General features: G+C 38.9%; 21 protein-coding genes, 14 tRNA genes and 1 riboswitch. Of the genes, 5 read left to right on the forward strand and 30 right to left on the reverse strand.

Features of this window, described 5'->3' with window-relative positions:
- From GNT69_RS11690 to GNT69_RS11705, 4 genes are all read right to left on the reverse strand, one after another.
- The gene (locus GNT69_RS11690) at positions 1-771 is read right to left on the reverse strand and encodes an ABC transporter ATP-binding protein (RefSeq protein WP_203555454.1); all 771 of its coding nucleotides are present in this window, start codon (positions 769-771) and stop codon (positions 1-3) included.
- 279 nt (positions 772-1050) lie between these two features.
- A complete protein-coding gene (locus tag GNT69_RS11695; protein WP_239094174.1) occupies positions 1051-2037 on the reverse strand; it encodes an SGNH/GDSL hydrolase family protein in 987 nt (328 codons plus the stop codon).
- 146 nt (positions 2038-2183) lie between these two features.
- Positions 2184-2948, reverse strand: coding sequence for a carbon-nitrogen hydrolase family protein (locus GNT69_RS11700; RefSeq protein WP_203555157.1), 765 nt, complete (start codon positions 2946-2948; stop codon positions 2184-2186).
- Between the two features lie 111 nt (positions 2949-3059).
- Positions 3060-4055 (reverse strand): zinc-binding dehydrogenase, encoded by a 996-nt coding sequence (locus GNT69_RS11705; protein ID WP_203555158.1) that lies wholly within the window; start codon positions 4053-4055, stop codon positions 3060-3062.
- Positions 4056-4261: 206 nt separating this feature from the next.
- Between GNT69_RS11705 and GNT69_RS11710 the strand changes: the two genes are divergently transcribed.
- Positions 4262-4885, forward strand: a complete 624-nt coding sequence (locus GNT69_RS11710) for a LysE family transporter (RefSeq protein ID WP_203555159.1) — start codon at positions 4262-4264, stop codon at positions 4883-4885.
- A gap of 99 nt (positions 4886-4984) precedes the next feature.
- Here GNT69_RS11710 and GNT69_RS11715 read toward each other — a convergent pair whose 3' ends face one another.
- Positions 4985-5860: a polysaccharide deacetylase family protein gene (locus GNT69_RS11715; protein ID WP_203555160.1), complete on the reverse strand. Its 876-nt coding sequence runs from the start codon at positions 5858-5860 to the stop codon at positions 4985-4987.
- A gap of 125 nt (positions 5861-5985) precedes the next feature.
- Between GNT69_RS11715 and GNT69_RS11720 the strand changes: the two genes are divergently transcribed.
- Entirely contained in the window at positions 5986-6426 is a 441-nt protein-coding gene (locus GNT69_RS11720; protein WP_203555161.1) for a YtoQ family protein, read from the forward strand.
- A 126-nt stretch (positions 6427-6552) separates the two neighbouring features.
- Here GNT69_RS11720 and GNT69_RS11725 read toward each other — a convergent pair whose 3' ends face one another.
- From GNT69_RS11725 to GNT69_RS11845, 25 genes are all read right to left on the reverse strand, one after another.
- Positions 6553-6807, reverse strand: a complete 255-nt coding sequence (locus tag GNT69_RS11725; RefSeq protein ID WP_203555162.1) for a hypothetical protein — start codon at positions 6805-6807, stop codon at positions 6553-6555.
- Between the two features lie 160 nt (positions 6808-6967).
- A complete protein-coding gene (locus GNT69_RS11730) occupies positions 6968-7399 on the reverse strand; it encodes a hypothetical protein (RefSeq protein ID WP_203555163.1) in 432 nt (143 codons plus the stop codon).
- 102 nt (positions 7400-7501) lie between these two features.
- A complete protein-coding gene (locus GNT69_RS11735) occupies positions 7502-8242 on the reverse strand; it encodes a hypothetical protein (RefSeq protein WP_203555164.1) in 741 nt (246 codons plus the stop codon).
- A gap of 181 nt (positions 8243-8423) precedes the next feature.
- Positions 8424-9458, reverse strand: a complete 1035-nt coding sequence (locus tag GNT69_RS11740; RefSeq protein WP_203555165.1) for an ABC transporter substrate-binding protein — start codon at positions 9456-9458, stop codon at positions 8424-8426.
- Between the two features lie 4 nt (positions 9459-9462).
- Complete coding sequence (locus tag GNT69_RS11745; protein WP_203555166.1) at positions 9463-10209, reverse strand: ABC transporter permease; 747 nt, start codon at positions 10207-10209, stop codon at positions 9463-9465.
- Positions 10206-10982 (reverse strand): ABC transporter ATP-binding protein, encoded by a 777-nt coding sequence (locus tag GNT69_RS11750; RefSeq protein ID WP_203555167.1) that lies wholly within the window; start codon positions 10980-10982, stop codon positions 10206-10208. Before GNT69_RS11750 ends, GNT69_RS11745 begins: the two co-directional genes overlap by 4 nt.
- Positions 10975-11649: a thiaminase II gene (tenA, locus tag GNT69_RS11755; RefSeq protein WP_203555168.1), complete on the reverse strand. Its 675-nt coding sequence runs from the start codon at positions 11647-11649 to the stop codon at positions 10975-10977. Before tenA ends, GNT69_RS11750 begins: the two co-directional genes overlap by 8 nt.
- 26 nt (positions 11650-11675) lie before the next feature.
- Complete coding sequence (locus GNT69_RS11760) at positions 11676-12950, reverse strand: acetylornithine deacetylase (RefSeq protein WP_203555169.1); 1275 nt, start codon at positions 12948-12950, stop codon at positions 11676-11678.
- A 162-nt stretch (positions 12951-13112) separates the two neighbouring features.
- Positions 13113-13212, reverse strand: a riboswitch (TPP riboswitch).
- Positions 13213-13792: 580 nt separating this feature from the next.
- Positions 13793-13866 (reverse strand) — tRNA-Ile (locus GNT69_RS11765).
- A 5-nt stretch (positions 13867-13871) separates the two neighbouring features.
- A tRNA-Gly gene (locus GNT69_RS11770) sits at positions 13872-13945 on the reverse strand.
- A gap of 23 nt (positions 13946-13968) precedes the next feature.
- Positions 13969-14043, reverse strand: a tRNA-Cys gene (locus tag GNT69_RS11775).
- Between the two features lie 9 nt (positions 14044-14052).
- Positions 14053-14127 (reverse strand) — tRNA-Gly (locus GNT69_RS11780).
- A 5-nt stretch (positions 14128-14132) separates the two neighbouring features.
- Positions 14133-14207: transfer RNA gene (locus GNT69_RS11785), tRNA-Gln, on the reverse strand.
- 41 nt (positions 14208-14248) lie between these two features.
- A tRNA-His gene (locus GNT69_RS11790) sits at positions 14249-14324 on the reverse strand.
- 10 nt (positions 14325-14334) lie between these two features.
- Positions 14335-14408: transfer RNA gene (locus tag GNT69_RS11795), tRNA-Trp, on the reverse strand.
- Positions 14409-14421: 13 nt separating this feature from the next.
- Positions 14422-14506, reverse strand: a tRNA-Tyr gene (locus GNT69_RS11800).
- Between the two features lie 75 nt (positions 14507-14581).
- Positions 14582-14657, reverse strand: a tRNA-Phe gene (locus tag GNT69_RS11805).
- 7 nt (positions 14658-14664) lie between these two features.
- Positions 14665-14741: transfer RNA gene (locus GNT69_RS11810), tRNA-Asp, on the reverse strand.
- 3 nt (positions 14742-14744) lie between these two features.
- A tRNA-Met gene (locus GNT69_RS11815) sits at positions 14745-14818 on the reverse strand.
- Positions 14819-14835: 17 nt separating this feature from the next.
- Positions 14836-14928: transfer RNA gene (locus GNT69_RS11820), tRNA-Ser, on the reverse strand.
- A 7-nt stretch (positions 14929-14935) separates the two neighbouring features.
- A tRNA-Ile gene (locus tag GNT69_RS11825) sits at positions 14936-15009 on the reverse strand.
- A 54-nt stretch (positions 15010-15063) separates the two neighbouring features.
- Positions 15064-15140 (reverse strand) — tRNA-Arg (locus GNT69_RS11830).
- A 391-nt stretch (positions 15141-15531) separates the two neighbouring features.
- On the reverse strand, positions 15532-15786 hold the full coding sequence (locus GNT69_RS11835; protein ID WP_203555170.1) for a GlsB/YeaQ/YmgE family stress response membrane protein: 255 nt from the start codon (positions 15784-15786) through the stop codon (positions 15532-15534).
- Between the two features lie 135 nt (positions 15787-15921).
- Positions 15922-17394, reverse strand: a complete 1473-nt coding sequence (locus GNT69_RS11840; protein WP_203555171.1) for a DUF7507 domain-containing protein — start codon at positions 17392-17394, stop codon at positions 15922-15924.
- Positions 17395-17676: 282 nt separating this feature from the next.
- On the reverse strand, positions 17677-18432 hold the full coding sequence (locus GNT69_RS11845) for an IclR family transcriptional regulator (protein ID WP_203555172.1): 756 nt from the start codon (positions 18430-18432) through the stop codon (positions 17677-17679).
- Positions 18433-18832: 400 nt separating this feature from the next.
- Here GNT69_RS11845 and GNT69_RS11850 point away from each other — a divergent pair, with 400 nt between their 5' ends.
- From GNT69_RS11850 to GNT69_RS11860, 3 genes are all read left to right on the forward strand, one after another.
- Positions 18833-19774, forward strand: a complete 942-nt coding sequence (locus GNT69_RS11850) for a fumarylacetoacetate hydrolase family protein (RefSeq protein ID WP_203555173.1) — start codon at positions 18833-18835, stop codon at positions 19772-19774.
- A gap of 87 nt (positions 19775-19861) precedes the next feature.
- Complete coding sequence (locus tag GNT69_RS11855) at positions 19862-20974, forward strand: cupin domain-containing protein (RefSeq protein WP_203555174.1); 1113 nt, start codon at positions 19862-19864, stop codon at positions 20972-20974.
- A 123-nt stretch (positions 20975-21097) separates the two neighbouring features.
- On the forward strand, positions 21098-22321 hold the full coding sequence (locus GNT69_RS11860; RefSeq protein WP_203555175.1) for an FAD-dependent monooxygenase: 1224 nt from the start codon (positions 21098-21100) through the stop codon (positions 22319-22321).
- The last annotated feature ends 58 nt before the right edge of the window (positions 22322-22379 follow it).

Here is a 22379-nt window from a genome sequence, read left to right on the forward strand (position 1 = left end):
TTATATAACATACTCTGGTTCTTGCTGTTTTCCACTTAGTTCAAAATCATTCAATATTCTGCGACGGTAATAATGGAAATCCTCTGAAGCACGATCCCTCGGCTTCGAAAGATGGATAGAGATGTCTTTAAAGATTCGGCCAGGGTGGGAACTCATAATTAAAATTCTGTCAGATAAATAGACCGCCTCGTCAATATCATGTGTGACAATTAACATCGTTGTTTTCGATTTCGCTTGAATTCGAATAAGTTCGTCCTGTAAAAGATAGCGATTAAACGTATCTAACGCAGCAAATGGTTCATCCATCAAAATCACATCCGGCTGCATCGCAAGTGCTCTTGCAATCGCTACACGCTGCTGCATCCCACCAGACAATTCACTTGGAAATTGCTGTAGATGTTGCTCCAATCCGACAAGGTTTAACGCATCCATGACCCGTTTGTTTTTTTCCTCAGCATCAAAGGATTCCCCTTCAAGACCTAGTTCCACATTTTTCAAAACGTTTCTCCATGGTAGTAAGTTGATTTGCTGAAATAACATAGTGCATTTTCTTGAGGGACGTTTCACATCTTTTCCATCTAAAATGACCGCGCCACCATCTGCCTTTTCAAATCCACCTACCATATTTAATAGAGTGCTTTTTCCACAACCACTTTTTCCAAGCAGTGTGACAATCTCCCCTCGTTGAACTTGAAAAGAAATATGGTCCAAGACATGGATAGACTCTTTTCCATTTGCAAACTGTTTTTCAACGTCCTTTACATCAATCATTACTTCTGTCACACTTATTCCCCCTTGCCGACCAAACATTAAATTCCTATAAGTTTAGTTGGTTTTAGGTTATTTTATTATACTTCATTCAAAAAAACAACTATATATTTTCACTTTTCGCAATGTAATAATAATATTTTCAGAGAAAAGGAAGACCACTGACGATAAGGGATACAGAATCTATCTTTATTTCACTAATTTCTATAGAAAAAACCCTTTTGCTTTATAAACAAAAGGGTTCCTTTTTGGTGAAGATGTTTCTGGGTAATTTAATTTCGCTCATTCATTGACCAGATTTTCTGGGATAATCTCTGTTTCTAAACTAATTTCTTCCAAGCTTTCTAAAACACGCTTTGCCATTTGTTTATAGCCACTCGTGTTTGGGTGAAAATAATCATCAGCCAACACTACGTCGGATTCAATAAATAAGTCATCAATTGGTATAAAAGAAACATTATTAAAATCTTCGGTTACGGTTTCACTCGCCTTGTTCCAATCATTCATAATCATCCCTAATTCCGAAATCTCACTAAAATGTTCTTCGAATGGATTATAAAAACCGATGATATATGTTTGCGCATCAGGATTTAATTCGTCTATTTTGTTAATAATCGTTCTTAATCTCTCAATATAACTCAGCTTTTCTTTTTCGAAAAGCTCAAGATGAAGATTCATGAAATGATCTTTTACCACCTTCATCACATCATTGGCCCCGATTGTAATTAAAATAATATCAGCTTTCGCAATTGAAGACGCAATTTCTTTATTATCCAGTCGTTTTAATAATTGGTCTGTACGGTTTCCCTTTTTTCCGTAGTTTTCTATCTTTATATTCGCATGATGATCTTCAAAAGTGTGATTGAGAATTCCAACGTAACCACCACTTTCTGTTTCATCACCGATTCCTTCAGTGAGAGAATCACCAATTGCAACAATCTTTAAATCTTTTTTAAACAGATTGATCGTACCCTCAACGACTTCTCTAATTTTTTGTTTAATTTCTTCGGTTATTGTTCGTTTCTCAATTTCGTTATCTGCTTCTAGCTGTTCCCCTTCTTCAGTAGCAATGTCTATTACGTCATCCTCGATCGGTTCCTTTTCTTCAACTATAGGATCTTCAGCTCGATTCTCTAATTGTTCCGCCAATATTCCCGGAGGCTTTACGATTACTGACTTTGTTTGATTAAACTCTGAAAAGGTTAAAAAGGAAAGGAAACAGACGATTAGCAAACTAGCAATAATAATCATTGCTTTCCTAGTTTTCATGATGACAACACACCTATCATTTTCATAGAATTCGATTCCATTTGGCAAGTAGTTATTTTTGTGCACGCTTGCTTAGAAATGGGGCAATTTAATTTATTTTAGCACGAAATTAAAACGATGCGAAAGATAACAAATTATAGAAAATTCTAAGATAAAAGCTCGATCTCAAATTGAGGAGAAAGAACATCCATTTTTTCTAAATCCCATTCAAAATATAAAATCGCCGATTCCTTGGATTGGTGTGAGAGGAGTCGTTTTCCGTCCTTGATGACCATACTTTCTGCTGCCCAAAAGGAAACCGTCTCATCTTCCCCGGTGCGATTACAAACAAATAAACATAGTCCGGTATCGATTGACCTTTGTTCCCACTCGCCATTTGGACCGCATGAACCTGGCCCCCAAGCGGATGGAGCAACAAGAATTTCTGCTCCTTTATCTAATAGTGAATCGGCATATTTTTTTGTATAGGAATCGGCGCAGATCAAAACACCGACATTCACATCCCCTAGCTCAATTGGCTCAAGATAATCGCCTGATGTTGACCAATCATCTATGATACTCGTAATCTTTCTTTGTTTCCCTATTATATTTCCCTGTCGATTAATTACAAATACAGAATTATAAAGTTCTCCATTTCCCCCCTTTTCAGGACATCCAAGAAATACATTTACATTTCGGGATTGAACGAACGAACAGAATTTCGTCATCCATTCGTTTGGTTGTTGGTCAATCCAATCTGTGCCAATTTTAGAGGAAAACTGCAGCCCGCTAACAGCCAATTCAGGTGTGACAATCCAATCGACATTTTTTTCCGAAGCACGTTTGACCGCTTTTTCAATAAGAGCTTGATTATAGTGAATATCCCCCGCAATAGGCAACAAATGCAATAAAGCCACGCTTAACTTCCTCATGATTGACTCCTTCATTTCTCCAATTACATGAAATTATATTTTCTACTTTGTTTAGAAAAAGGGCAATCCTATCTTTTGTAGGATTGCCGAGATATTCAAATCTCCCAATTCTTAGTCGATTAAGAAACCGATTTTACCTAATTGAACAGCTTGATCCATTCGTTTAAATGCTTGTTCAAATTGATCTAATGGATACATTCGGTCAATAATAGGTTTGATTTTATGCGTTTCAATAAAATTCAGCATTTCCTTATATTCTTCCGCACTCCCCATCGTTGTTCCTAAAAGATTGAACTGTCCATAGAAAAAATTACGGAGATTTATTTGAACCTCATCCCCTGCAGAAGCCCCAAATGTAACGATTGTCCCTCCTGGGCGAAGTTGATCAAGCGACTTATTGAATGTAGCGGCTCCAACGGATTCAATAATGACATCCACTTTTTCACCGCCTAGTGCTTTACCCCAATCTTCTTCATTGCTATTAATCGCTTTGTCAGCGCCTAATTCAAGTGCTTTTTGACATTTATCCATCGAGCGAGAAGTCACATACACAGTTGCCCCTACCGCTTTTGCAAATTGCAATAAAAACGTCGCTACGCCACTACCGATTCCAGGGATCAGCACCTTCATATCCCCATCTACTCGTGCTCTTGTGAACAATGCCCGATAGGCTGTTAGCGCAGCTAATGACAATACACCAGCTTCTTCCCATGTTAAGTACGAAGGCTTATGGACGACATTATCTACAGGGACAACGACCTTTTCTGCGAAAGTCCCGTGGAAAGGAAGACCTAAAATTTCAAAACCAGCAGGTGGAGCATCACTCTTTTCCTTCCAACCAAGGCCTGGGTTTATTATTACTTCATCGCCCACCTGAACATTCAAAACTCCTTCGCCAACAGCTTCAATGATTCCGGCTCCGTCAGAACCGATAATAAGCGGTGGGTCAGTTGGGTTATGACGATTAAGAACGAATAGATCACGGTGATTGAGTCCGGCTGTTTTTAATTTCACCGTCACCTCGCCAGTTTTTGGCTGTTGCTCCTCTATAGCACAAAAATTAAGTCCGTCAAAACCTGTTTTCCCTTCATGAACGACTGCTCTCATCTAGATCCACTCCTACGTTTTATCATTTCTTTTATTTATTCTGCATTAAGGTTATCCTAGTGACAAAGTTAACCATATATCTAATTTAACATATATACCGTTTCCCCTCGAGTGGATGCTTTAATCTTAAATTATGTAGAACATAGAGAATTCTTCTATTTCCAAAAATATTAATGTAAAATGGCTTAAAGAGGAGGAAGAGAAAAGTGGATTTTTTAACAATCGTATCTTTTTTAGGTGTAGCCACTCTCCTGACTTTAATGCCAGGACCAGATAATTTATTTGTTTTGGCACAAAGTATCGCCAAGGGGAAAAATGCAGGTATTTCAACCGCTCTCGGTTTATGTACAGGACTTTTAGGCCACATCGCGGCTGCCACCATTGGGATTACCGCAATCATTTATCAATCAGCATTAGCGTTTGCCATTGTCAAATACGCCGGGGCTGCTTACTTATTATATTTAGCTTATAAGTCTTTTCGCTCAAAAGACTCTGATCTAAAACTAGCGAGTGAGAACTCCTTAAGTTACAAGTCTTTATATAAAAAAGGGATTATAATGAATCTACTAAACCCAAAGGTTTCGTTGTTTTTCTTGGCACTGTTTCCACAATTCATTCATTATGAAGCTGGTTATGTTTCTCTGCAAATGCTTGTTTATGGCGCTTTATTTTTGCTTCAAGCTTTCGTAATTTTTGTTTTCATCAGCATCTTTGCAAGCAAAATTGGATCATATTTACGAAAAAGTCCTTCGTTTTCAAGAAAAATGAACTTAGTTCAAGGTTCATTGTTGACATTGATTGGGTTAAATATCGCTTTTAGTCAGAAATAGCAAACAGAGGAGGAAAATAAAGAATCCCTCCTCTATTTTTATTTTTAGATTGGAAAAATTCTAAGTTTACATCAGCAGTCAATTCATTCATTTATTCATTTATTTCGCAAAGGGAACATTTAATAACTCAGGTATTGTAACAAACTCATATCCTTGCTCCTGCAATGTCGGGATAATTTGGTGAAGCGACTCAATGGTATTCGTTCGATCTCCATCCCAATCTGCTCCATCATGCATAAGAATAATAGCACCTGGATGAATTTGGTCTAAAACGTTTGAAGCAATGATTTCTGGTGGGTCTTCTTGCCAATCTAATGAATCAACTGACCAACCGATAATCAGGTATTGCATTTCAGCAAGCTTTTCGACCAATTCATTGTATAGAAAACCATATGGCGGACGGAAAAGACTTGTTCGAAACCCAAGAATTTCATTAAGAACATCTTCCGTTCTTGTTACTTCCCTCTCTAGTGTTGGAATATCCGCTTCTTTTACAAGATTCGGATGGAAGTATGTATGATTCCCAATTACATGACCTTCATTATTCATCCGTTCCACGATTTCAGGATAAGCAATTGCCCGTGATCCCATCAAGAAGAACGTACCAGGTACATTGTACTGTTTTAGTACATTTAATACATCCTCTGTAAACCTTGGGTCTGGGCCATCATCAAAGGTTAATGCGATTCGATTTTGAATAGTAGGTCCTTGTAAAATAAATATGTTAGGAAACTGTTGCTGTAAAATGTTCATATCGACAGGCTGCTGTCGATGTCGTTCTTGTTCTTCTGATCCTCCTTTAAGATTTGGAAATTCTCCCTCACGCTTTTCAGTCCTGTCTTTTTTCCACCATGCAGGTTCATCAACCACCTCGTTACCCTCGGTCAGTTCATTCGCATGGGCGATGACCCCCGATATGGGAAAGCATAAAAAAAGGACAACAATAACTATCGACTTCATCAGTCTCTCTTTCATCTATTCATCTCCTACTAAATAGTCTTTCAACGTTATTTTTAATAAATAAGAAGGGTTTATTCATTTAAAAAAAGAAAAGATAAATAAGGATGAAATTAGCACCATTTTGCATTGGAGGAGTTCGAATGAATTTAATCGTTTATTTAGCAGGGCAGATTCATGATAATTGGAGAGAGGAGGTAGTGAGGAAAGCCGAGGAAAAGAATCTCCCGTTAACTTTTGTCGGGCCACAAACAAACCATGACCGCTCAGATGATATTGGTGAGGCAATCCTCGGGAAACAACCAAGCAATTTATATAAGGATGATACTGCTTCTGATATTAATAATTTTAGAACACAAGTATTAATGCAAAAATCGGATATCGTCATCGCCTTATTCGGTGAAAAATATAAACAATGGAATACAGCAATGGATGCAAGCATGGCCATTGCTATGAATAAACCGACGATCATCATCAGACCTGAATCATTCATTCATCCCTTAAAAGAGCTCTCTAATAAAGCGAATGTCACGGTAGAAACCACCGACCAAGCGCTTGACGTTATCAGTTATATTTTTGAGTAGTCTATGAATAAGCCCGACAAGGATACAGCAGCATATGTGCGCAGTAAATACCTTGTCTGGCTTATTTAGCCTGAATTTCTAGCGACGAATAGCAAATTTAATTCTATTCATCCTGTTTGTCTTCAATTAAGGCCACTTGATTCCGGCATTTAAAGGGCAACCACCCACATATTGTTCCCTAGGTGTATAATGAATCGGTAGATACGAAGCTGGGCTTCCATGAATCGTGTAATGTGTGTGAGTTGGATGAAGTGCTTGCCATGTATGAGGAACGATAAACGGCTGATGACCCTGAGGATAAATATAATGTGCTTGGCCATAGCCAGGGTGTCCAGTATAGGCACCTGTGATAACAGTAATCGTCATTTGTAACAACTCCATAAATGATTTTTCCTATTTTATGATTTCTTGTTGATGAAGGTGTTTAAGCAATTGATGCTAAAACGACGATTACCAAAAATGCTCCATCTCCCTTGAATCGACGTAAGTAACAAGGAAACGGAGCATTTACAAATTCAACGTGGAGATTCTACTCCTGTTGCTAATCCATTTGTTTAAAGTCCTCTAACAAGATCGATAGGATCCCCTTACTTGCTGCTGAAACAAGTTGTTCTTTTGGAACGGGTCGTTTTTCCTCTTTTCTAGATTCTATCCCATTCCGATATACATATTTTCTACGGAGGACTCCTTTTTGCTGATTATAATAAAGAACAAATCGTTTTAAATTTGATTTCATATCTGTATTTTTCCAAATAATATAAAATGACTTCTGGTCCTTCCATTCATCAACTGTAATCATCGAATAGAGTAAACTTAACTGTAAAATGTTAAAATCATTATTGAAAACTTTAACATCCGTTTCTATTGTCACTTTAGGTTGATCCATCGCTGGTAAAAATTCGTCCGTAACCCCAAATTGCTTAAGCTTTTCTATTAGTTGATTATAGCTAGTGATAGGAATCCTCCCCCTCATATTTTGAATTATTTCCTGTCACTTTTTACTATACCTGAAGTTCATATATGTTCGCTATAATTTTCCCTTATAGTCCTACTTTCCAATCATGACTTTTTCATGTTATTCAGATATAGATGCTCGTGAAACTTTCAAATATTGTCCATCACCTAAATTTACGCTATAGCGCCCCTCAAAATTCTCATTATCGACGATATTGCTTTTGCCAACTGGTCCAGTCATGACGGCAACATACCCTCTTCCATAACTCTCCATCACATACTGACCAGGATCGATATCTAATCCAGCCTTATAGTAACCAGCATCTTTAAAATCTTCAACATTATTTAGGGTTTCATAAATTTCTTTCGCACCACTTACTTCTAGTTCGTCAAAAGCGTCGACGCTTATTAGTACTCCTTTTGTTTCTAAATTTCCCGCTTCATGAACATGAACATAGCCAAAACTATCAAAGTTTTCATTATCAATAATATTCCCACCTGAATCCTTTTCAACATAATATTTTCCGCTACCTTCAAACGATACAAAGGCATATTCTCCTGCAGGAATATCTCCTTTAATATAGTTTCCAGAATCATATACTTGTCCTGTTTCAATTAATTGGACGATTTTATTCACCATTGCTCTTTGCGGCGTTTCTTCGACCGGCTCATCTGGTTCTTCTATTTCAGCCGTTTCTTCCTCACTTACTGGATCTTCAGCTTCATCTGCCGCTTCAGAGTCTTCTACAGCCGTATCATTCTGAGTTTGCTCAATTTCATCATCATTTCCTGTCATCGCTATGAAAAGAACAAAAATTACAATTGCCCAAACCCACCACTTTTTATACCATGGTTTTTTCATGAAAATCCCTCCGCTATTGCTTTGATTAATCCTTAGATTTCATATGTGAGTTTATTATCTCCGTGTTTCTTTGCAATATGAATGGATTTAACAAGTAAAAATGTAAGACTGTTACATAGAGGAAAGGTATACGGATAATAAAAATCAAGCTTGGTTGCCCAAGCTTGATTTTCATTCAATCTTATTCAATATTTTCCATGATCTCACTCAATTCTGGAACGGTTTCAATTAAACCAACTTCTTTTAACCAGTTAGATACCTCTTCCCAAGATTGTTCATCTTGAGAACCAAATTCTGCCCCATCCACTTCCATTTTTGGAAGTAAAATATGAATGCTTTCTGCCTCAACTTCTTCCACTAATGGGAAGTTTGCTTTATCTTGATTTGCTAATAAAATCTCAAGAGCCTCTTCTGGGTTTTCTTTCATGAAGTCATAGCCTTTTTTTGCTGCCTTCCAAAAGGATTGGATGGCGTCTTTTTCCTTTTCCCATGTCGCATCACTCGTCACAAGTACAATTGCGTTATAATCAGGTACACCATAATCAATTGGATTAAAATAACGCGTTTCATAGCCTATATGACTTAATACAGGTACTTCGTGATTAATAAACGCACCAATGATCGCCTCTACATTTTCTGTTACTAGCGCTGGATTAAGCTCAAAACCGACATCAATCATATTGACTTTGCTAAACTCGCCTCCATCATGCGTAACCATCGTCTCAAGAATCGCTTCATTTAATGGAATTGCTGGATATCCTACTTTTCTGCCTTCCAAATCTTTTGGTGATTGAATCGTACTATCTGCTAAAATAACTAGGTGATTCAATGGTGAACGAACAATGTTTGCAATTGATTTTACAGGAACATTCTCATTCGCTCGTGCGACAATTACATCTGGTTGATAGTACAAACCTAACGTAATTTTATCAGCAGCAACGAGATTTAACGGGTCGGTTGGATTTGCTGGAAATTGAATATCAACCTTTACCCCTTCGTCCTCAAAATATCCTTTCTCTTCTGCTACATATAAATAACTATGAACCGCATTTGGGTACCAGTCGAGCATGATACTAACTTCCTTCAATTCTTCTACTTCCTTCTTTTCACCTGTATCGGTTTCATCCCGTTCTTCCTGCGCCGTGCTATCAGCCCCACATGCGGCTAATAGAAAGATCAAAAAAACCGCTGTACCTATTCGTATTATCTTTTTCATGAGATCATTTCCTCCATTTTAAGTATATTTTTTCTAACCAAGTTACAAATAAAAATAATAAAATTCCAATAATTGATAATAAAACAATCGGTGCAAAGACCGCCGCACCATCAAACTGCGTCATCATTCGACGGCTAAAATAACCAAGCCCCGATTGTGCCCCTAACCATTCGCCAATTGCCGCACCAATCACACTGATCGTTACAGCCACTTTTAAACCAGAAAAAATGGAAGGCAACGCAGAAGGTACATCTAATTTAAAGAAGATATCCTTTCGTGACGCTCCCATCGTAAGCATTAATTCTTTTAACTCTCTACTCGACGATCGTAACCCATCAAAGGTACTAACTGTTAATGGAAAAAAAGTAATTAAAAATGTAACGACAACTTTACTCCAAATCGAATAGCCAAACCAGACGACAAAGATAGGAGCTAGGGCGATTGTCGGGATTGTCTGTGAGGCTACGATTAACGGATAAAATGTTTTCTCCGCCACCTTACTCATGTACATCCAAATAGCCAGTCCAACCCCAATGACAATTGATGCCGCTAATCCAATCAGGATAATCAACAAAGTCGACGGCAGGTGCTCGAACAATAAAATCGCCCTTAACTCCCAAAGCTTTAAGGCAACATCCGTTGGCCCAGGGAGGATGAACGTTTTATTATAAAGCTTTGCGCCAATTTCCCACAAAACGAGAAGAAACAACACCAGCATACTTGAATAAAGATACGACTGAAAACGTTTCATTCTGCCACCCTCGAACGGAGCTGGTCAATTAAGTGTTCTTTTAATGTAAGCACCTCTTGATCGCTTAAATCACGAACCGATCGAGGACGACCTAACGGAACCTTTACCTCTTGGATTGAATGATTCGGTTTTTCTTGTAATACAAAAATACGATCGGAAAGAAAGAGGGCTTCATCAACATCATGGGTAATAAATACAATCGATTTCTTCCATTTCTCCCACTGTTCAAGGAGCCATTCTTGCATTGTTAATCTTGTAATCGCATCTAACGCACTAAATGGCTCATCCAATAATAAAATATTCGACCCACTTAACACTGTGCGCAAAAATGATACCCGTTGTTTCATCCCGCCAGATAAGTCCTTCGGAAAGGCATCCTCAACACCTTTTAACCCAAAGTCCGCTAATAACCCTCTAACCCGGGCTTCTGCCTCTGTCTTTTTTACACCTTTTATTTCTAACGGTAGCACCGCATTCTCCATAATCGTCCGCCATGGCATTAATAAATCTTGCTGAGGCATGTACCCGACCATCCCTAAACGATTTGAGGCGTTTTCACCATTTAATAAAATAGAGCCTGTTGACGGTTGTTCAAGTCCGGTAATTAAGCGGAAAATCGTACTTTTCCCAGAACCGCTCGGGCCAATGATGCTGACAAATTCGCCCTCTTCTAACTGAAAGTTAATCCCATTAAGAATAAGAGATTGGTCACTCTCTTTATCAGCTTGGTATTGGAAGCTGACATCATTAAACTGCAAAACTTGCTTACTCATCTGTCGGCCACATTTGCTTGTTATATGCCATATCCCAGAACATGTATTCAAACCGAGTTGTATTTAAAAAGATCTTTTCCAACTGAAGGAGCTCGACATCTGATTTCCCCGCTGCCAATTTATCTAATAACTCAATACACCACGTTGCCGTTTGTGCAAATTCTTGCGAGCTATACATTTTAATCCAATCCCCGTACAATTCATGATCACTTGCCCCTGGTATGTCACTTAATTCCTTGCCAATTTCCCAATAGCTCCAACTGCATGGCAGCAACGCAGCAACTAGCTCTGCAAGTGTTCCATTATAGGCTGAGGCAAGCATGTAATGGGTATAAGCTAATGTAATCGGTGATGGGTTTGCATTTTCTAGCTCCTGTTCAGAAATTCCAAAGCGAGCGGCATATTGACGATGCAAAGCCATCTCTTCATTCATCGTCGCATGCAATAAATTCGCAAATACAGTCATATCTTCTAATTCCGATGCCTTAGCTGCACCAACCGCAAACAGTTTTGAATACTCAATTAAATATAGGTAATCTTGGACCATATAAAAACGGAATTTATCAGGATCTAATGTTCCTGCGCCCATTTCTTGGACAAATGGATGTGAGTGATTTTTACGCCAAATCGGCTGAAGCTTCTCTAGTAATCTTTCTGAAAATTTCATTGTTTTTTCTCCCTCTTTCTCTTAATCTATTTTTGCGAATGACACCATTGATAAATAAATGTTAACATCACCTTTGTATACTGAACGAGCTGTTCAATCGATACTTGCTCATTGACAGAATGCGCTTCGCGAAGAGTCCCCGGACCATATACTGCTGCAGGAATGCCAGCATGGCCAAACCAACCACCATCATTTACCGATGGAGAGACACCGACAACGGTCTCTTCATTTGAGATGCGTTCATGAGCATTCATTAACGTATGAACAGCAGGATGATCTCGGTCAATTTCAAGTGCAGGGAAAATCTCTCCACGGTCTTCAATCATCGAAGAACCTCCCCACTTAAAAGTTGGTGGGTTTTCCTTTAACCACGGATCAGCCTGAGCAATTGCCAGGATATGTTCTTCAATTTCCTTTGTTACTTGTTCATAAGTCTCATTCGGGTAGAAATGGACAGTAATCCATAAACGACACTCATCAGCTATAAACGCGGCATGTCTTCCCCCTTCGATCACTGCAGGGTTAATCGTATTTGTTCCTGGCGGGAAACCTGGATAACTTTTCATTATAGCCCAATGTTTTTCAAGTTCTTGTAAACCTTGAATAATTTTAACCATTTTTTCAATTGCACTGGCAGCGAATAAGTTTCCACCTGCATGGATCATCTCTCTTCTTGTTCCATCATGAAAAGTTTGTTTGCTTTTCACAGTGATCCAGCCTGTAATAACCCCTCCCTGTCCTTGTATATGTAAATCCGTGGTATCACAAACGATAGCAAAATCAGCTGTGTATCCGCGATTGCAGCATTCCAAAGTTCCAGCTTCACCTACTTCCTCACCAATAACGGATTGAAATGTTACATCTCCCGGTAACCGTATACCAGCTTCATGTAACAATTGAATAGCAAATAAAGCACCCGCTAGCCCGCCTTTCATATCAGCAGCCCCTCTGCCAATGACTACACCATTTTGAACAACTGGCGTAAACGGATCTGTCTGCCAATCCTCGTCTTCATTTATTTCTGCTACATCGATATGACCATTAATAATTAAACTTTTATAATGCTCTGAATCTATTCCTTTGAGTACTCCAACTACATTCGGATCTCCTGGATAAACATCCCACTGGTCGATCACAAAACCCTTCTCTAATAAAAAGGAAGCAATATATTGTTGAGCCTCCGCTGTATTTCGGGCTGGTGGTGCTGGTGTTTTAAAACGAATTAAATGTTTTATTAAATCAATTAATTCTTCTTGACGTTCATCTACTTGCTCGATTAAGTTTTTCAAACGCTCTTCCATGTAACTCCTCCTGAAGATAACAGTACTTTGTAAACCAGGTATGATGGCACGTTAACGATCACTAGTTCAGTCTTTTACTCCTGTAACACCAAAAAACCGCTTCTCTGGAAAGAAGCGGTCTCATTATTCATTTGCAAAAATGCATAAAATCACAATGAATTGAAAATTCAATCACCACTTTCCTTCGCTAGCATTACCTAGTGCAGGTTCAAGGGTTAAGGCAATACACCTCTCTCAGCTATTAGCACCCCTAGTGTTTCTTTATTCAGTTATAATTTGACTATCTATATACTGACATAATTCAAAAATTTAATCAATAGTTAAATCAAATTATTCTGAAACAATATATTCTCCCCTTATTCAAACTAGTTTTTTTGTTTAATATCATATAAACTTTTAAAAAACATGTTAGAAGACCTATTTTAAATTTTATGTCGATTCGTTGGCAGTACTCAGATTAAAAGCTGGATTTGCTTCATAAATAGGCTATGTTTTATTCTAAGTACTTGGATTAACCGTGATAATAAGGCTGTTTTTATGCTAGTACTTGGATTAAACCGATTTTTGACCATTTTTTATTGCTAGTACAGGGATTATATCGGCCTTCTAAGCTCATTTTATTGCTAGTACTCGGATTAACCCATCATTTTATAACGTTTTATTTCGAGTACTAGCAATATATCAACAAAAGTTGGTGTTTTTAATACTAGTACTTGGATTAAAAAACGCATTACCAGCATTATCGCTCAAAAAGCCTACGAATCTCTTTGACCAAATGTTCATAATTTAACTTTTTCATACAAAATTAAAAGATCGAAGTAAGATTACCTCGATCTTTTAAGTGGGCCTAAATGGACTCGAACCATCGACCTCACGCTTATCAGGCGTGCGCTCTAACCAGCTGAGCTATAGGCCCCTATATGGAGCGGGTGATGGGAATCGAACCCACTACATCAGCTTGGAAGGCTGAGGTTTTACCAGTAAACTACACCCGCAAAATTATATATAAGTAGAATGATGGAGGCGGCAACCGGATTTGAACCGGTGAATAAAGGTTTTGCAGACCTTGGCCTTACCACTTGGCTATGCCGCCATATTAAACTGGAGCGGAAGACGGGATTCGAACCCGCGACCCCAACCTTGGCAAGGTTGTATTCTACCACTGAACTACTTCCGCATAAATGGCTGGGCTAGCAGGATTCGAACCTACGAATGACGGAGTCAAAGTCCGTTGCCTTACCACTTGGCTATAGCCCATTAATGTACTATTTAAATTCCATATAAATGTGTTTGGAAAATGGGGCGATCGAGGGGAATCGAACCCCCGAGTGTTGGAGCCACAATCCAATGCGTTAACCACTTCGCCACGACCGCCATAATAAGTTGGCAGGGGTAGTAGGAATCGAACCCACACTGGAGGTTTTGGAGACCTCAGTTCTACCTTTAAACTATACCCCTATCATGAAATAAATGGTGGAGGGGGACGGATTCGAACCGCCGAACCCTGAGGGAGCGGATTTACAGTCCGCCGCGTTTAGCCACTTCGCTACCCCTCCGATGTAATATATATATATATCGGTTTTTATTTTACTAAATTCCCACCAATATTTCTATCCAAAACAATGAATAAATGGTGGCTCAGGACGGAATCGAACCGCCGACACATGGATTTTCAGTCCATTGCTCTACCGACTGAGCTACTGAGCCATATAAATGGCGGTCCGGACGGGACTCGAACCCGCGACCTCCTGCGTGACAGGCAGGCATTCTAACCAACTGAACTACCGGACCAGATTGCGGGGACAGGATTTGAACCTGCGACCTTCGGATTATGAGCCCGACGAGCTACCGGACTGCTCCACCCCGCGATAATAAATAATTTAAATGGCGGAGGAAGAGGGATTCGAACCCCCGCGCGGTTTAACCCGCCTGTCGGTTTTCAAGACCGATCCCTTCAGCCAGACTTGGGTATTCCTCCACTAAAATGGACCCTGTAGGACTCGAACCTACGACCGGACGGTTATGAGCCGTCTGCTCTAACCAGCTGAGCTAAGGGTCCAATCCATTAGTTTTAAAAAATATATTGGTTATTTATTTCATCATTAATAATAAATGGCGCGCCCGAGAGGAGTCGAACCCCTAACCTTTTGATCCGTAGTCAAACGCTCTATCCAATTGAGCTACGGGCGCAAAAAAAGTAGTGCCGGCCAGAGGACTCGATCCCCCAACCTACTGATTACAAGTTAGTTGATCTACCAATTGACTGCCCTTCCTGCGACAGGAATCTTATTATATAATACCTAACTCATTCTGTCAATTACTTTTTCAGGATATTTTCTATAAACATTAAACACAGCTGAGCCACATTCACGGCAGGAATATAATATACATCACAAAAATGTAGAAATCAATACTTTCATCAATAAATTTATCGTCTTTTACTTTAGTTTTTATCTCGCTAACGAATCCGCATAAAAAAGTTATCTTAGCGAATGGTGCGTTGTACAATTTCTCAGCTGTGCATATGTTAATCTACTTCGGTTTAAAATTTTTCAAACTATATTGATGTTTAACTGCGTTCTTATCTAAACAATTTGGCTATGAACCCCATAACTATTACCACGATAACTGCACCTAATAAGGCGGGAATTAATGCAAAACCGGCTATTACCGGTCCCCATGCTCCAAATAATAATGGTCCAAGCCATGCACCAAGAAAACCTGCAAACATAGCACCAGCCCAACTCCCTGGCATACCAACAGGCGACACCTTGTCTGCCACAGTCCCAATTACCATTGCAATTATAGCCATAATTATAAATGAAAGGATATCCATTTACTTCACTCCTTTTTCATACATTATGTACTTAGTAGAAATTCAGTGACTTAATGGATATAAAAAAATGACGAAGCACTTTTTATATGCCTCGTCCTCTCTTGCCCTTTTATGAACAGCATGCATAATAAAGCCTTATGACTCACGGTTGAGACACTCAAGCAAACGAATCACTGCCTTCGCTTGTGCTTGGGTAGTTAAACCAATACTATTGCTACTGCCAATTAGACCATTTGCTGTAGCCAACACATCATTTACAGTAGCATCTACAGGTAATCCGACTTCTTCTAAAAAGTCTCTACAAGCAAGATCCCTAGCAATTTGGTTATTGTAACAAGGTAGAAAACGAATATTATAAGTTAAAGCTAATGTTTGTGCGATTAACTTTTCCATTGTATTTTGCTGAAGATTACTGCTTCGGTTCGTACAATTGCTACCCGGCAAGCTGCAATATCGATTAATCAAAATGGTATTAGATTGAGCAATCCTAGAAACAGAGAGAGACCTTAAACCAACTCCAGATGTTCCTAATAGTACCGGTGGATTAATATTCCCATCTTGGTCTGGATCAAGGATTGCCTGGCCTGGATTACTTTGCCAAAACCCGGTTGCCCTACCGCGAACCACAACAGGGCAAGTAGCCACAGCGGATTTTTGAATTTCGTTTGGTAACTTAAGACCCCCTTCAAATTCAGCCACAGTAGCTGTAACGTTTACTGTATTGCCCACTTCACGGGGACATGTTCCATTAGAAGCTGATGGAACAGGAACATTTACTAAAAAACTAAAAACATTTCCAGGTTGAAGTCGGTCATTTCTGTAGAAAACCCCCTGATCAACAGCAACAATTGTTAATGGAACATCTCCAGTGTTCGTAATATCTACTTGGAAAGTCGCTGTTCCACCTGCTACCGCTGGCTGTCTAAAACAAAATTTATTAACTGAGAAATCAGGATGCACGAGATCAACAATATGTTGATCAGAAGCTGAGAGAATATTTGCAAACCCTTCTGGATGGTAGTTAACCGTAACTGTATTGACTAACGGATCTGGATCATCACCAGTTACTGTATGATTTACGCTAAATGTACGAACAGCTCCCGGTGGGAGATTAGACCAGCCAGATGCAAAAGCAGTTTGCGTCAGATCGCCAAAAAGATCATCAATGACACTATCTAATATAAGGTTCGGACTATCACTTGAACTCGTATTTGTTACGGTAAATGTATAAGTAACCGTATCGCCAACCTTACTAAAAGAGGGACCAGTCTTTTCTACCGTTACTGCTGGATTGAAGAGGTCCACATTCACGGAATCACGAGCTATTAGTGTTGTCCTATAAATAGCCATAACGGTATTTTCAAGTGGATCCGGGTCCGTTTCCAGCACAATATACGGAACCGTCACAGTTGCTTCTTGACCCGGAGCCAATGATTCAGGGAATAGTTGGGTGATAGGACCCAACAGTGAATCAGCGACACTTATACGGGATAAGGTCGTATCTCCGGTATTTCGCACTATAATTGTATAATTGATTGTATTACCAACCTTCGACCGCTCAGTATCAGCGGTCTTTATAACCTCTATACCTGCATTCTGTGATGTCATGAAAACACCAATCTCCTTTCTAGGAGGACTTTCGTCACCCCTCAAATAAACCTTGAAAATGATTCTGCTTTACATAGAATGCAGGAGAAAACAAAAAGAATAGGCAGAAGGTGACAAGATCTTAAAAATGAGGAAAAAATCTAGATATGAGCAACACGATAACTAAATAAACAATCCCCAACTTATTACAAATCGGAAAATCCTAACCAAAGTATAGATTAGCTTTTTCGTTTCAAAAATAAAATCCAAGCATTATGCTTGGATTTCACAAAGTCTCTTATCCTACAATTTCCCTGAATAACCAAATATCTGTGAAATTGTTTTATGAAAGTTCATTAAATACTGACTTATTGGTTCAGATGGCGTTGACGGAATGGTTTCTGAAAAACCAATAACTGCTATTGCGCCAATTAGTTCTTCACTAAAATCAAAAATTGGAATTGAAGTTGATGAAATCGAAGGAACAAGTGGTTCTTTTGCAAAAGAAATTTTATTCTTTTTTATATTTGCAATTTCCTGCTCAGTTAGTTGATAATGTCCCTTCCCTTCCTTTCCTCGCCATTCTTCTGTTTCCCCTTCTCTTAAAAAAGTAGTGAAAATCTTGCCGACCGAAGAAGATGGAGGAAGAATGCTCCCTAATTGCGCACCGATATTTAATGCGTGGTTGGAACTCCAAATTTTTGCAGTTACTGGACCATTATGCGTCCATACCGAAAATAATACAGTACAGGAAGTATAGGCACTAATTTCTTGTAAAAAAGGGGTTACTCGTTTTGTCACATCATTATGTCCAATTGCAGACATGCCATATTGTATTAATTTACTTCCTAATTGGTACAAATTCGTTTGTTTGTCGCGATAAAGCAAATCCAATTGGGTTAGTGTATTTAAATACTTATATAAGTTACTCTTTGTAATCCCTGTTTCTTCTTGAATATCAGCAAATCGCATTGGAGTGTCTTTTGATGAAATCAAATCAATAATTGAAATACCGATTTGCAAAGATTGAATCATCGTGTTGCTTTTCTCAATTTTCATTTTTATCCAATTCTCCTTACTTTAACAATCAACCCTACTATCGTTTCAAGGTTTAAATTCTTTTTTTCATAAATTTAACACTTTATCTCTTTTCCAACAACTTTTGTGCCTATCTAGTTGTTTAAACTATCGAAAAATAAAAAATCAATTAAATAACCGTCTCAAACTCTTGACAATATTTCGAAATTTAGATTAATATAATTATAGAAATAGTGAACCGAGTTCCCTATTTGTAGAATTAACAACGTAAATAACTTATTGACCTTCTAAAAGGTGGTGACACATTCAAATCGTTGATTATTTGAATGGAACATGGTTTTACGAGTAGAAAGAGACTATTTTGGTACAATTCGTTTTTAATGGTTTATTTCAAAATTACTCTGAAATAAAGGAGAAGATTATGAAACTAGTAACGTTTACTCAAAATGGTTTTACCCGTACTGGCACATTAATCGCCGAATCAAACAAGGTTGTCGACCTCAATTATGCTTATCAGGCATTATTGCAGCAACAAGGAAAATATCGTTATGAAAAAATTGCGGACGCTTACGTCCCCGCAAATATGACGGAACTACTACAAGGTGGCAAAGAAAGTCTATCTTATGTACAGGAAGCCATTGTATTTGCGCTTAACAATGAAAACGCTTTTACACATAAACTCATTTATAACTTCGACGAAGTGAAAATTGAGGCTCCTGTTCCAGCACCCGGAAAAATGATTTGTGTCGGTCACAATTATCGCGATCACATTTTAGAGATGGGAAGAGAATTACCGCCATATCCAGTCATATTTGCTAAATTCGCAAACACGGTGGTTGGACCGCAAGATGACATTCCATTTTATCCTGTTTCTGAACTATTAGACTATGAAGCAGAATTCGCCTTCGTCATCGGGAAAAAGGCTCGTAATGTTTCACAAGAAGATGCTCTTGATTATGTTGCTGGTTATACAATTGTAAACGATGTCACCTACCGTGATATTCAGCGTCGAACTCTTCAATGGTTGCAAGGAAAAACGGTTGAAGGAAGCGCACCAATGGGACCATGGTTAGTCACAACAGATGAATTAACCAACCCTAGCGGACTTGAAATGGTCTTAACAGTTAACGGGGAAGAACGTCAACGAGCAAACACCGATAATTTAGTATTTAGTGTTCAATACTTAGTTGAATTTTTATCAAACTTAATGTCTCTAGAGCCAGGTGATGTCATTTTAACTGGAACTCCAGGTGGGGTCGGCTTTGCCCGCAAACCTCAAACTTTCTTAAAAGACGGCGACATTGTCAAAATCGAAATTGACAAGATTGGCGTTTTAGAAAATAAAGTCTCTAAAGTCAAGTGAGTTGAATGAAAACAGTAAATAGGCAAATGTTTGCAGTGCATAACCTCTGTCTTAAAAAACTATTTTAAAATGGGGATGGGATGAAAAATGGGAGAAACAACTGAGTTCATGAAAAGTAAAGTCGTCCAAGACTTTACAAAAGACATTCAGCAATACAATTTAGGGCCTCTTTGGGAAGCGATTCCAGATTTAATGCATAAACAGCCAGAGCCACAAGCGAAAGCATACTTATGGAAGGCTGAGCTCATCAACAAAAAATTATCAGAAGCAGCTGAAATTTTCACTCCAGAACGCGGCGGAGAGCGAAGAGCAATCTATTTCCAAAATCCTGGATTAACCTATCGTCAGCCTTGGGGGTGGGCCTCAACAACACAAACTTTATATGCGGCAGTACAATTATTGCTTCCTGGAGAAGTGGCGCCATCGCATCGCCATTCACAAAATGCAATGCGCTTTATTACCGAAGGAGATGGCGCTTACACGATTGTTCAAGGCCAAAGGGTGTTTATGGAAGAAGGAGACTTTTTAATTACACCAAAAACACTTTGGCATGGGCACGAACACTTAGGTGATAAGCCGATGGTATGGATGGACGCTCTTGATATCCCTACTGTTTATTCAATCGGTGGCACCTTCTTTGATCCGTATGACGGTTATCTCCAACAACCGAATACACCTGATAATTTCTCTGAACTACGTTATCAAGGCGGAATGGTTCGTCCAATCTCTGATCGTCATTACACTATCGCTCCTTTAGCTAATTTCAAATGGAGCAGAACTGAAGATGCCATTCAAGGGCTAACGAACTTTGAACCAGATCCTTATGACGGATATGCTGTCGAATATATTAACCCATCAACTGGTGAATCAGCTAATCCTACGATGTGTACAAGAATGCAGTTATTACCTAAGGGGTTCCATGGAAAAGCACACCGCCACACACATTCTAGCATCTATCAAGTATTTAAAGGTTCAGGTTATTCAATCATCAATGGCGTTCGATTTGACTGGAAAAAAGGGGATTACTTGGTTATACCGAACTGGGCTTGGCATGAGCATGTAGCAACAGAGGATACTTATCTATTTTCTGTTAATGACCTTCCTATTATGGAGCGTTTTGATCTCGAACAACAACAAGAGCTTGATTCAAACAACGGAAATCAAGTTGTAAAGGGAGAATTTGAACCAGTACTCGTTTAATAGAGGCCAAATGATAGATAAACTAATACGATATCTTAAACATTATGCTCATTTCTACTCTTCTTTATGTAAGCGTTATACTTTTCTACTAATAGATTATAAATTTTTAAGGGGGATTTTATTATGTCAAACAAAGTGAAGCAACCATTTATTATTGTCGGTGGAGGAATTGGCGGTCTTGCCGCTGCTTTAGGTCTTGCTGAAGCTGGAAAAGAGTCCATGGTTTTAGAAAGAGCACCTGAATTCGGAGAGGTTGGTGCTGGAATTCAGCTTGCACCAAATGGGACTGCAGTTCTTGAAAGATTAGGAGTCATGGATGAAATTAGTAAATTTGCTGTATTTCCAAAACGTTTAGTATTAATGGATGCAGTTACCGGCAAGGAATTAACTGTTTTAAATTTACAAGATGAATTCAAGAAAAAATATGGCCATCCTTATATTGTAATGCATCGTGCTGACCTACACAGAGTATTATATGAAGCATGTCTAGCAAAAGGTGATATTTCACTTCTAACAGATAGCGAAGTTGAGAGTGTCCAAGATTTAGGAACTGGTGCTCAAGTAACATTGACAGATGGTACAGTTTATGAGTCTGAAGCTGTCATAGGTGCGGATGGAATTCATTCTAAAACACGGAAGTTAATGAGTGATGATCAACCTGTTTGTTCCCAGTATGTCGCTTATCGTGGAACGATTCCAATGGAGGAAGTGACAGAAACAGCTGGAACAAACCCAGATGATGTTCTTATGTGGGTTGGCCCAAATCTTCACCTCGTTCAATACCCTGTTCGTCGTGGGGAATTATACAACCAAGTTGTCGTATTCAAAAGCTTCAAATATAAGCCAGGTACTGAAGATTGGAAAGCAAATGATTGGGGAACTCCTGAAGAAATGGATGAGCGTTTCGCTGATACATGTGATTTTGTCAAACACTCTGTATCGTTCATCTCTCGCCAGTTCCGCTGGGCGATGTGGGACCGCAATCCAATTCAAAATTGGACAAAAGGTCGTGTAACATTGCTTGGTGACGCTGCCCACCCAATGTTACAATATATGGCTCAAGGTGGAATTGCAGCGTTAGAAGATGTTGCCTATTTAACAAATATGCTTCATAAACATGGAAATGATTATAATGCAGCATTCCTTGAGTATCAAGCAGAGCGTATGCCACGTTCAGCGAGTGTTCAAACAAATGCCCGTCAGTGGGGAGAAATTATCCATGCAGATGATCCAATTGCCATTCTTTTAAGAAATCACATCATGTCACAACGGGATGAGTTTGATGTGAGCTATGTTGATTGGCTTTATTCCAAACGTTACGATGCGGACAATTTAGTAAAAGCATAAGCTAGCCTTTGATCTTGCTATTATATAATGAACGAAAGCGCGAAAACCTATCTCGCGT

This window comes from Bacillus sp. B15-48 (assembly GCF_016879755.1).
GTDB lineage: Bacteria > Bacillota > Bacilli > Bacillales > Cytobacillaceae > Mesobacillus_B.

What these genes read in the sequence shown, in the direction of transcription:
- GNT69_RS11690 (WP_203555454.1), bottom strand. Translation starts at nt 771, where the DNA reads ATGATTGATGTAAAGGACGTTGAAAAACAGTTTGCAAATGGAAAAGAG.
- GNT69_RS11695 (WP_239094174.1), bottom strand. Translation starts at nt 2,037, where the DNA reads ATGAAAACTAGGAAAGCAATGATTATTATTGCTAGTTTGCTAATCGTC.
- GNT69_RS11700 (WP_203555157.1), bottom strand. Translation starts at nt 2,948, where the DNA reads ATGAGGAAGTTAAGCGTGGCTTTATTGCATTTGTTGCCTATTGCGGGG.
- GNT69_RS11705 (WP_203555158.1), bottom strand. Translation starts at nt 4,055, where the DNA reads ATGAGAGCAGTCGTTCATGAAGGGAAAACAGGTTTTGACGGACTTAAT.
- GNT69_RS11715 (WP_203555160.1), bottom strand. Translation starts at nt 5,860, where the DNA reads ATGAAAGAGAGACTGATGAAGTCGATAGTTATTGTTGTCCTTTTTTTA.
- GNT69_RS11720 (WP_203555161.1), top strand. Translation starts at nt 5,986, where the DNA reads ATGAATTTAATCGTTTATTTAGCAGGGCAGATTCATGATAATTGGAGA.
- GNT69_RS11725 (WP_203555162.1), bottom strand. Translation starts at nt 6,807, where the DNA reads ATGGAGTTGTTACAAATGACGATTACTGTTATCACAGGTGCCTATACT.
- GNT69_RS11730 (WP_203555163.1), bottom strand. Translation starts at nt 7,399, where the DNA reads ATGAGGGGGAGGATTCCTATCACTAGCTATAATCAACTAATAGAAAAG.
- GNT69_RS11735 (WP_203555164.1), bottom strand. Translation starts at nt 8,242, where the DNA reads ATGAAAAAACCATGGTATAAAAAGTGGTGGGTTTGGGCAATTGTAATT.
- GNT69_RS11740 (WP_203555165.1), bottom strand. Translation starts at nt 9,458, where the DNA reads ATGAAAAAGATAATACGAATAGGTACAGCGGTTTTTTTGATCTTTCTA.
- GNT69_RS11745 (WP_203555166.1), bottom strand. Translation starts at nt 10,209, where the DNA reads ATGAAACGTTTTCAGTCGTATCTTTATTCAAGTATGCTGGTGTTGTTT.
- GNT69_RS11750 (WP_203555167.1), bottom strand. Translation starts at nt 10,982, where the DNA reads ATGAGTAAGCAAGTTTTGCAGTTTAATGATGTCAGCTTCCAATACCAA.
- tenA (WP_203555168.1), bottom strand. Translation starts at nt 11,649, where the DNA reads ATGAAATTTTCAGAAAGATTACTAGAGAAGCTTCAGCCGATTTGGCGT.
- GNT69_RS11760 (WP_203555169.1), bottom strand. Translation starts at nt 12,950, where the DNA reads ATGGAAGAGCGTTTGAAAAACTTAATCGAGCAAGTAGATGAACGTCAA.
- GNT69_RS11835 (WP_203555170.1), bottom strand. Translation starts at nt 15,786, where the DNA reads ATGGATATCCTTTCATTTATAATTATGGCTATAATTGCAATGGTAATT.
- GNT69_RS11840 (WP_203555171.1), bottom strand. Translation starts at nt 17,394, where the DNA reads ATGACATCACAGAATGCAGGTATAGAGGTTATAAAGACCGCTGATACT.
- GNT69_RS11845 (WP_203555172.1), bottom strand. Translation starts at nt 18,432, where the DNA reads ATGAAAATTGAGAAAAGCAACACGATGATTCAATCTTTGCAAATCGGT.
- GNT69_RS11850 (WP_203555173.1), top strand. Translation starts at nt 18,833, where the DNA reads ATGAAACTAGTAACGTTTACTCAAAATGGTTTTACCCGTACTGGCACA.
- GNT69_RS11855 (WP_203555174.1), top strand. Translation starts at nt 19,862, where the DNA reads ATGGGAGAAACAACTGAGTTCATGAAAAGTAAAGTCGTCCAAGACTTT.
- GNT69_RS11860 (WP_203555175.1), top strand. Translation starts at nt 21,098, where the DNA reads ATGTCAAACAAAGTGAAGCAACCATTTATTATTGTCGGTGGAGGAATT.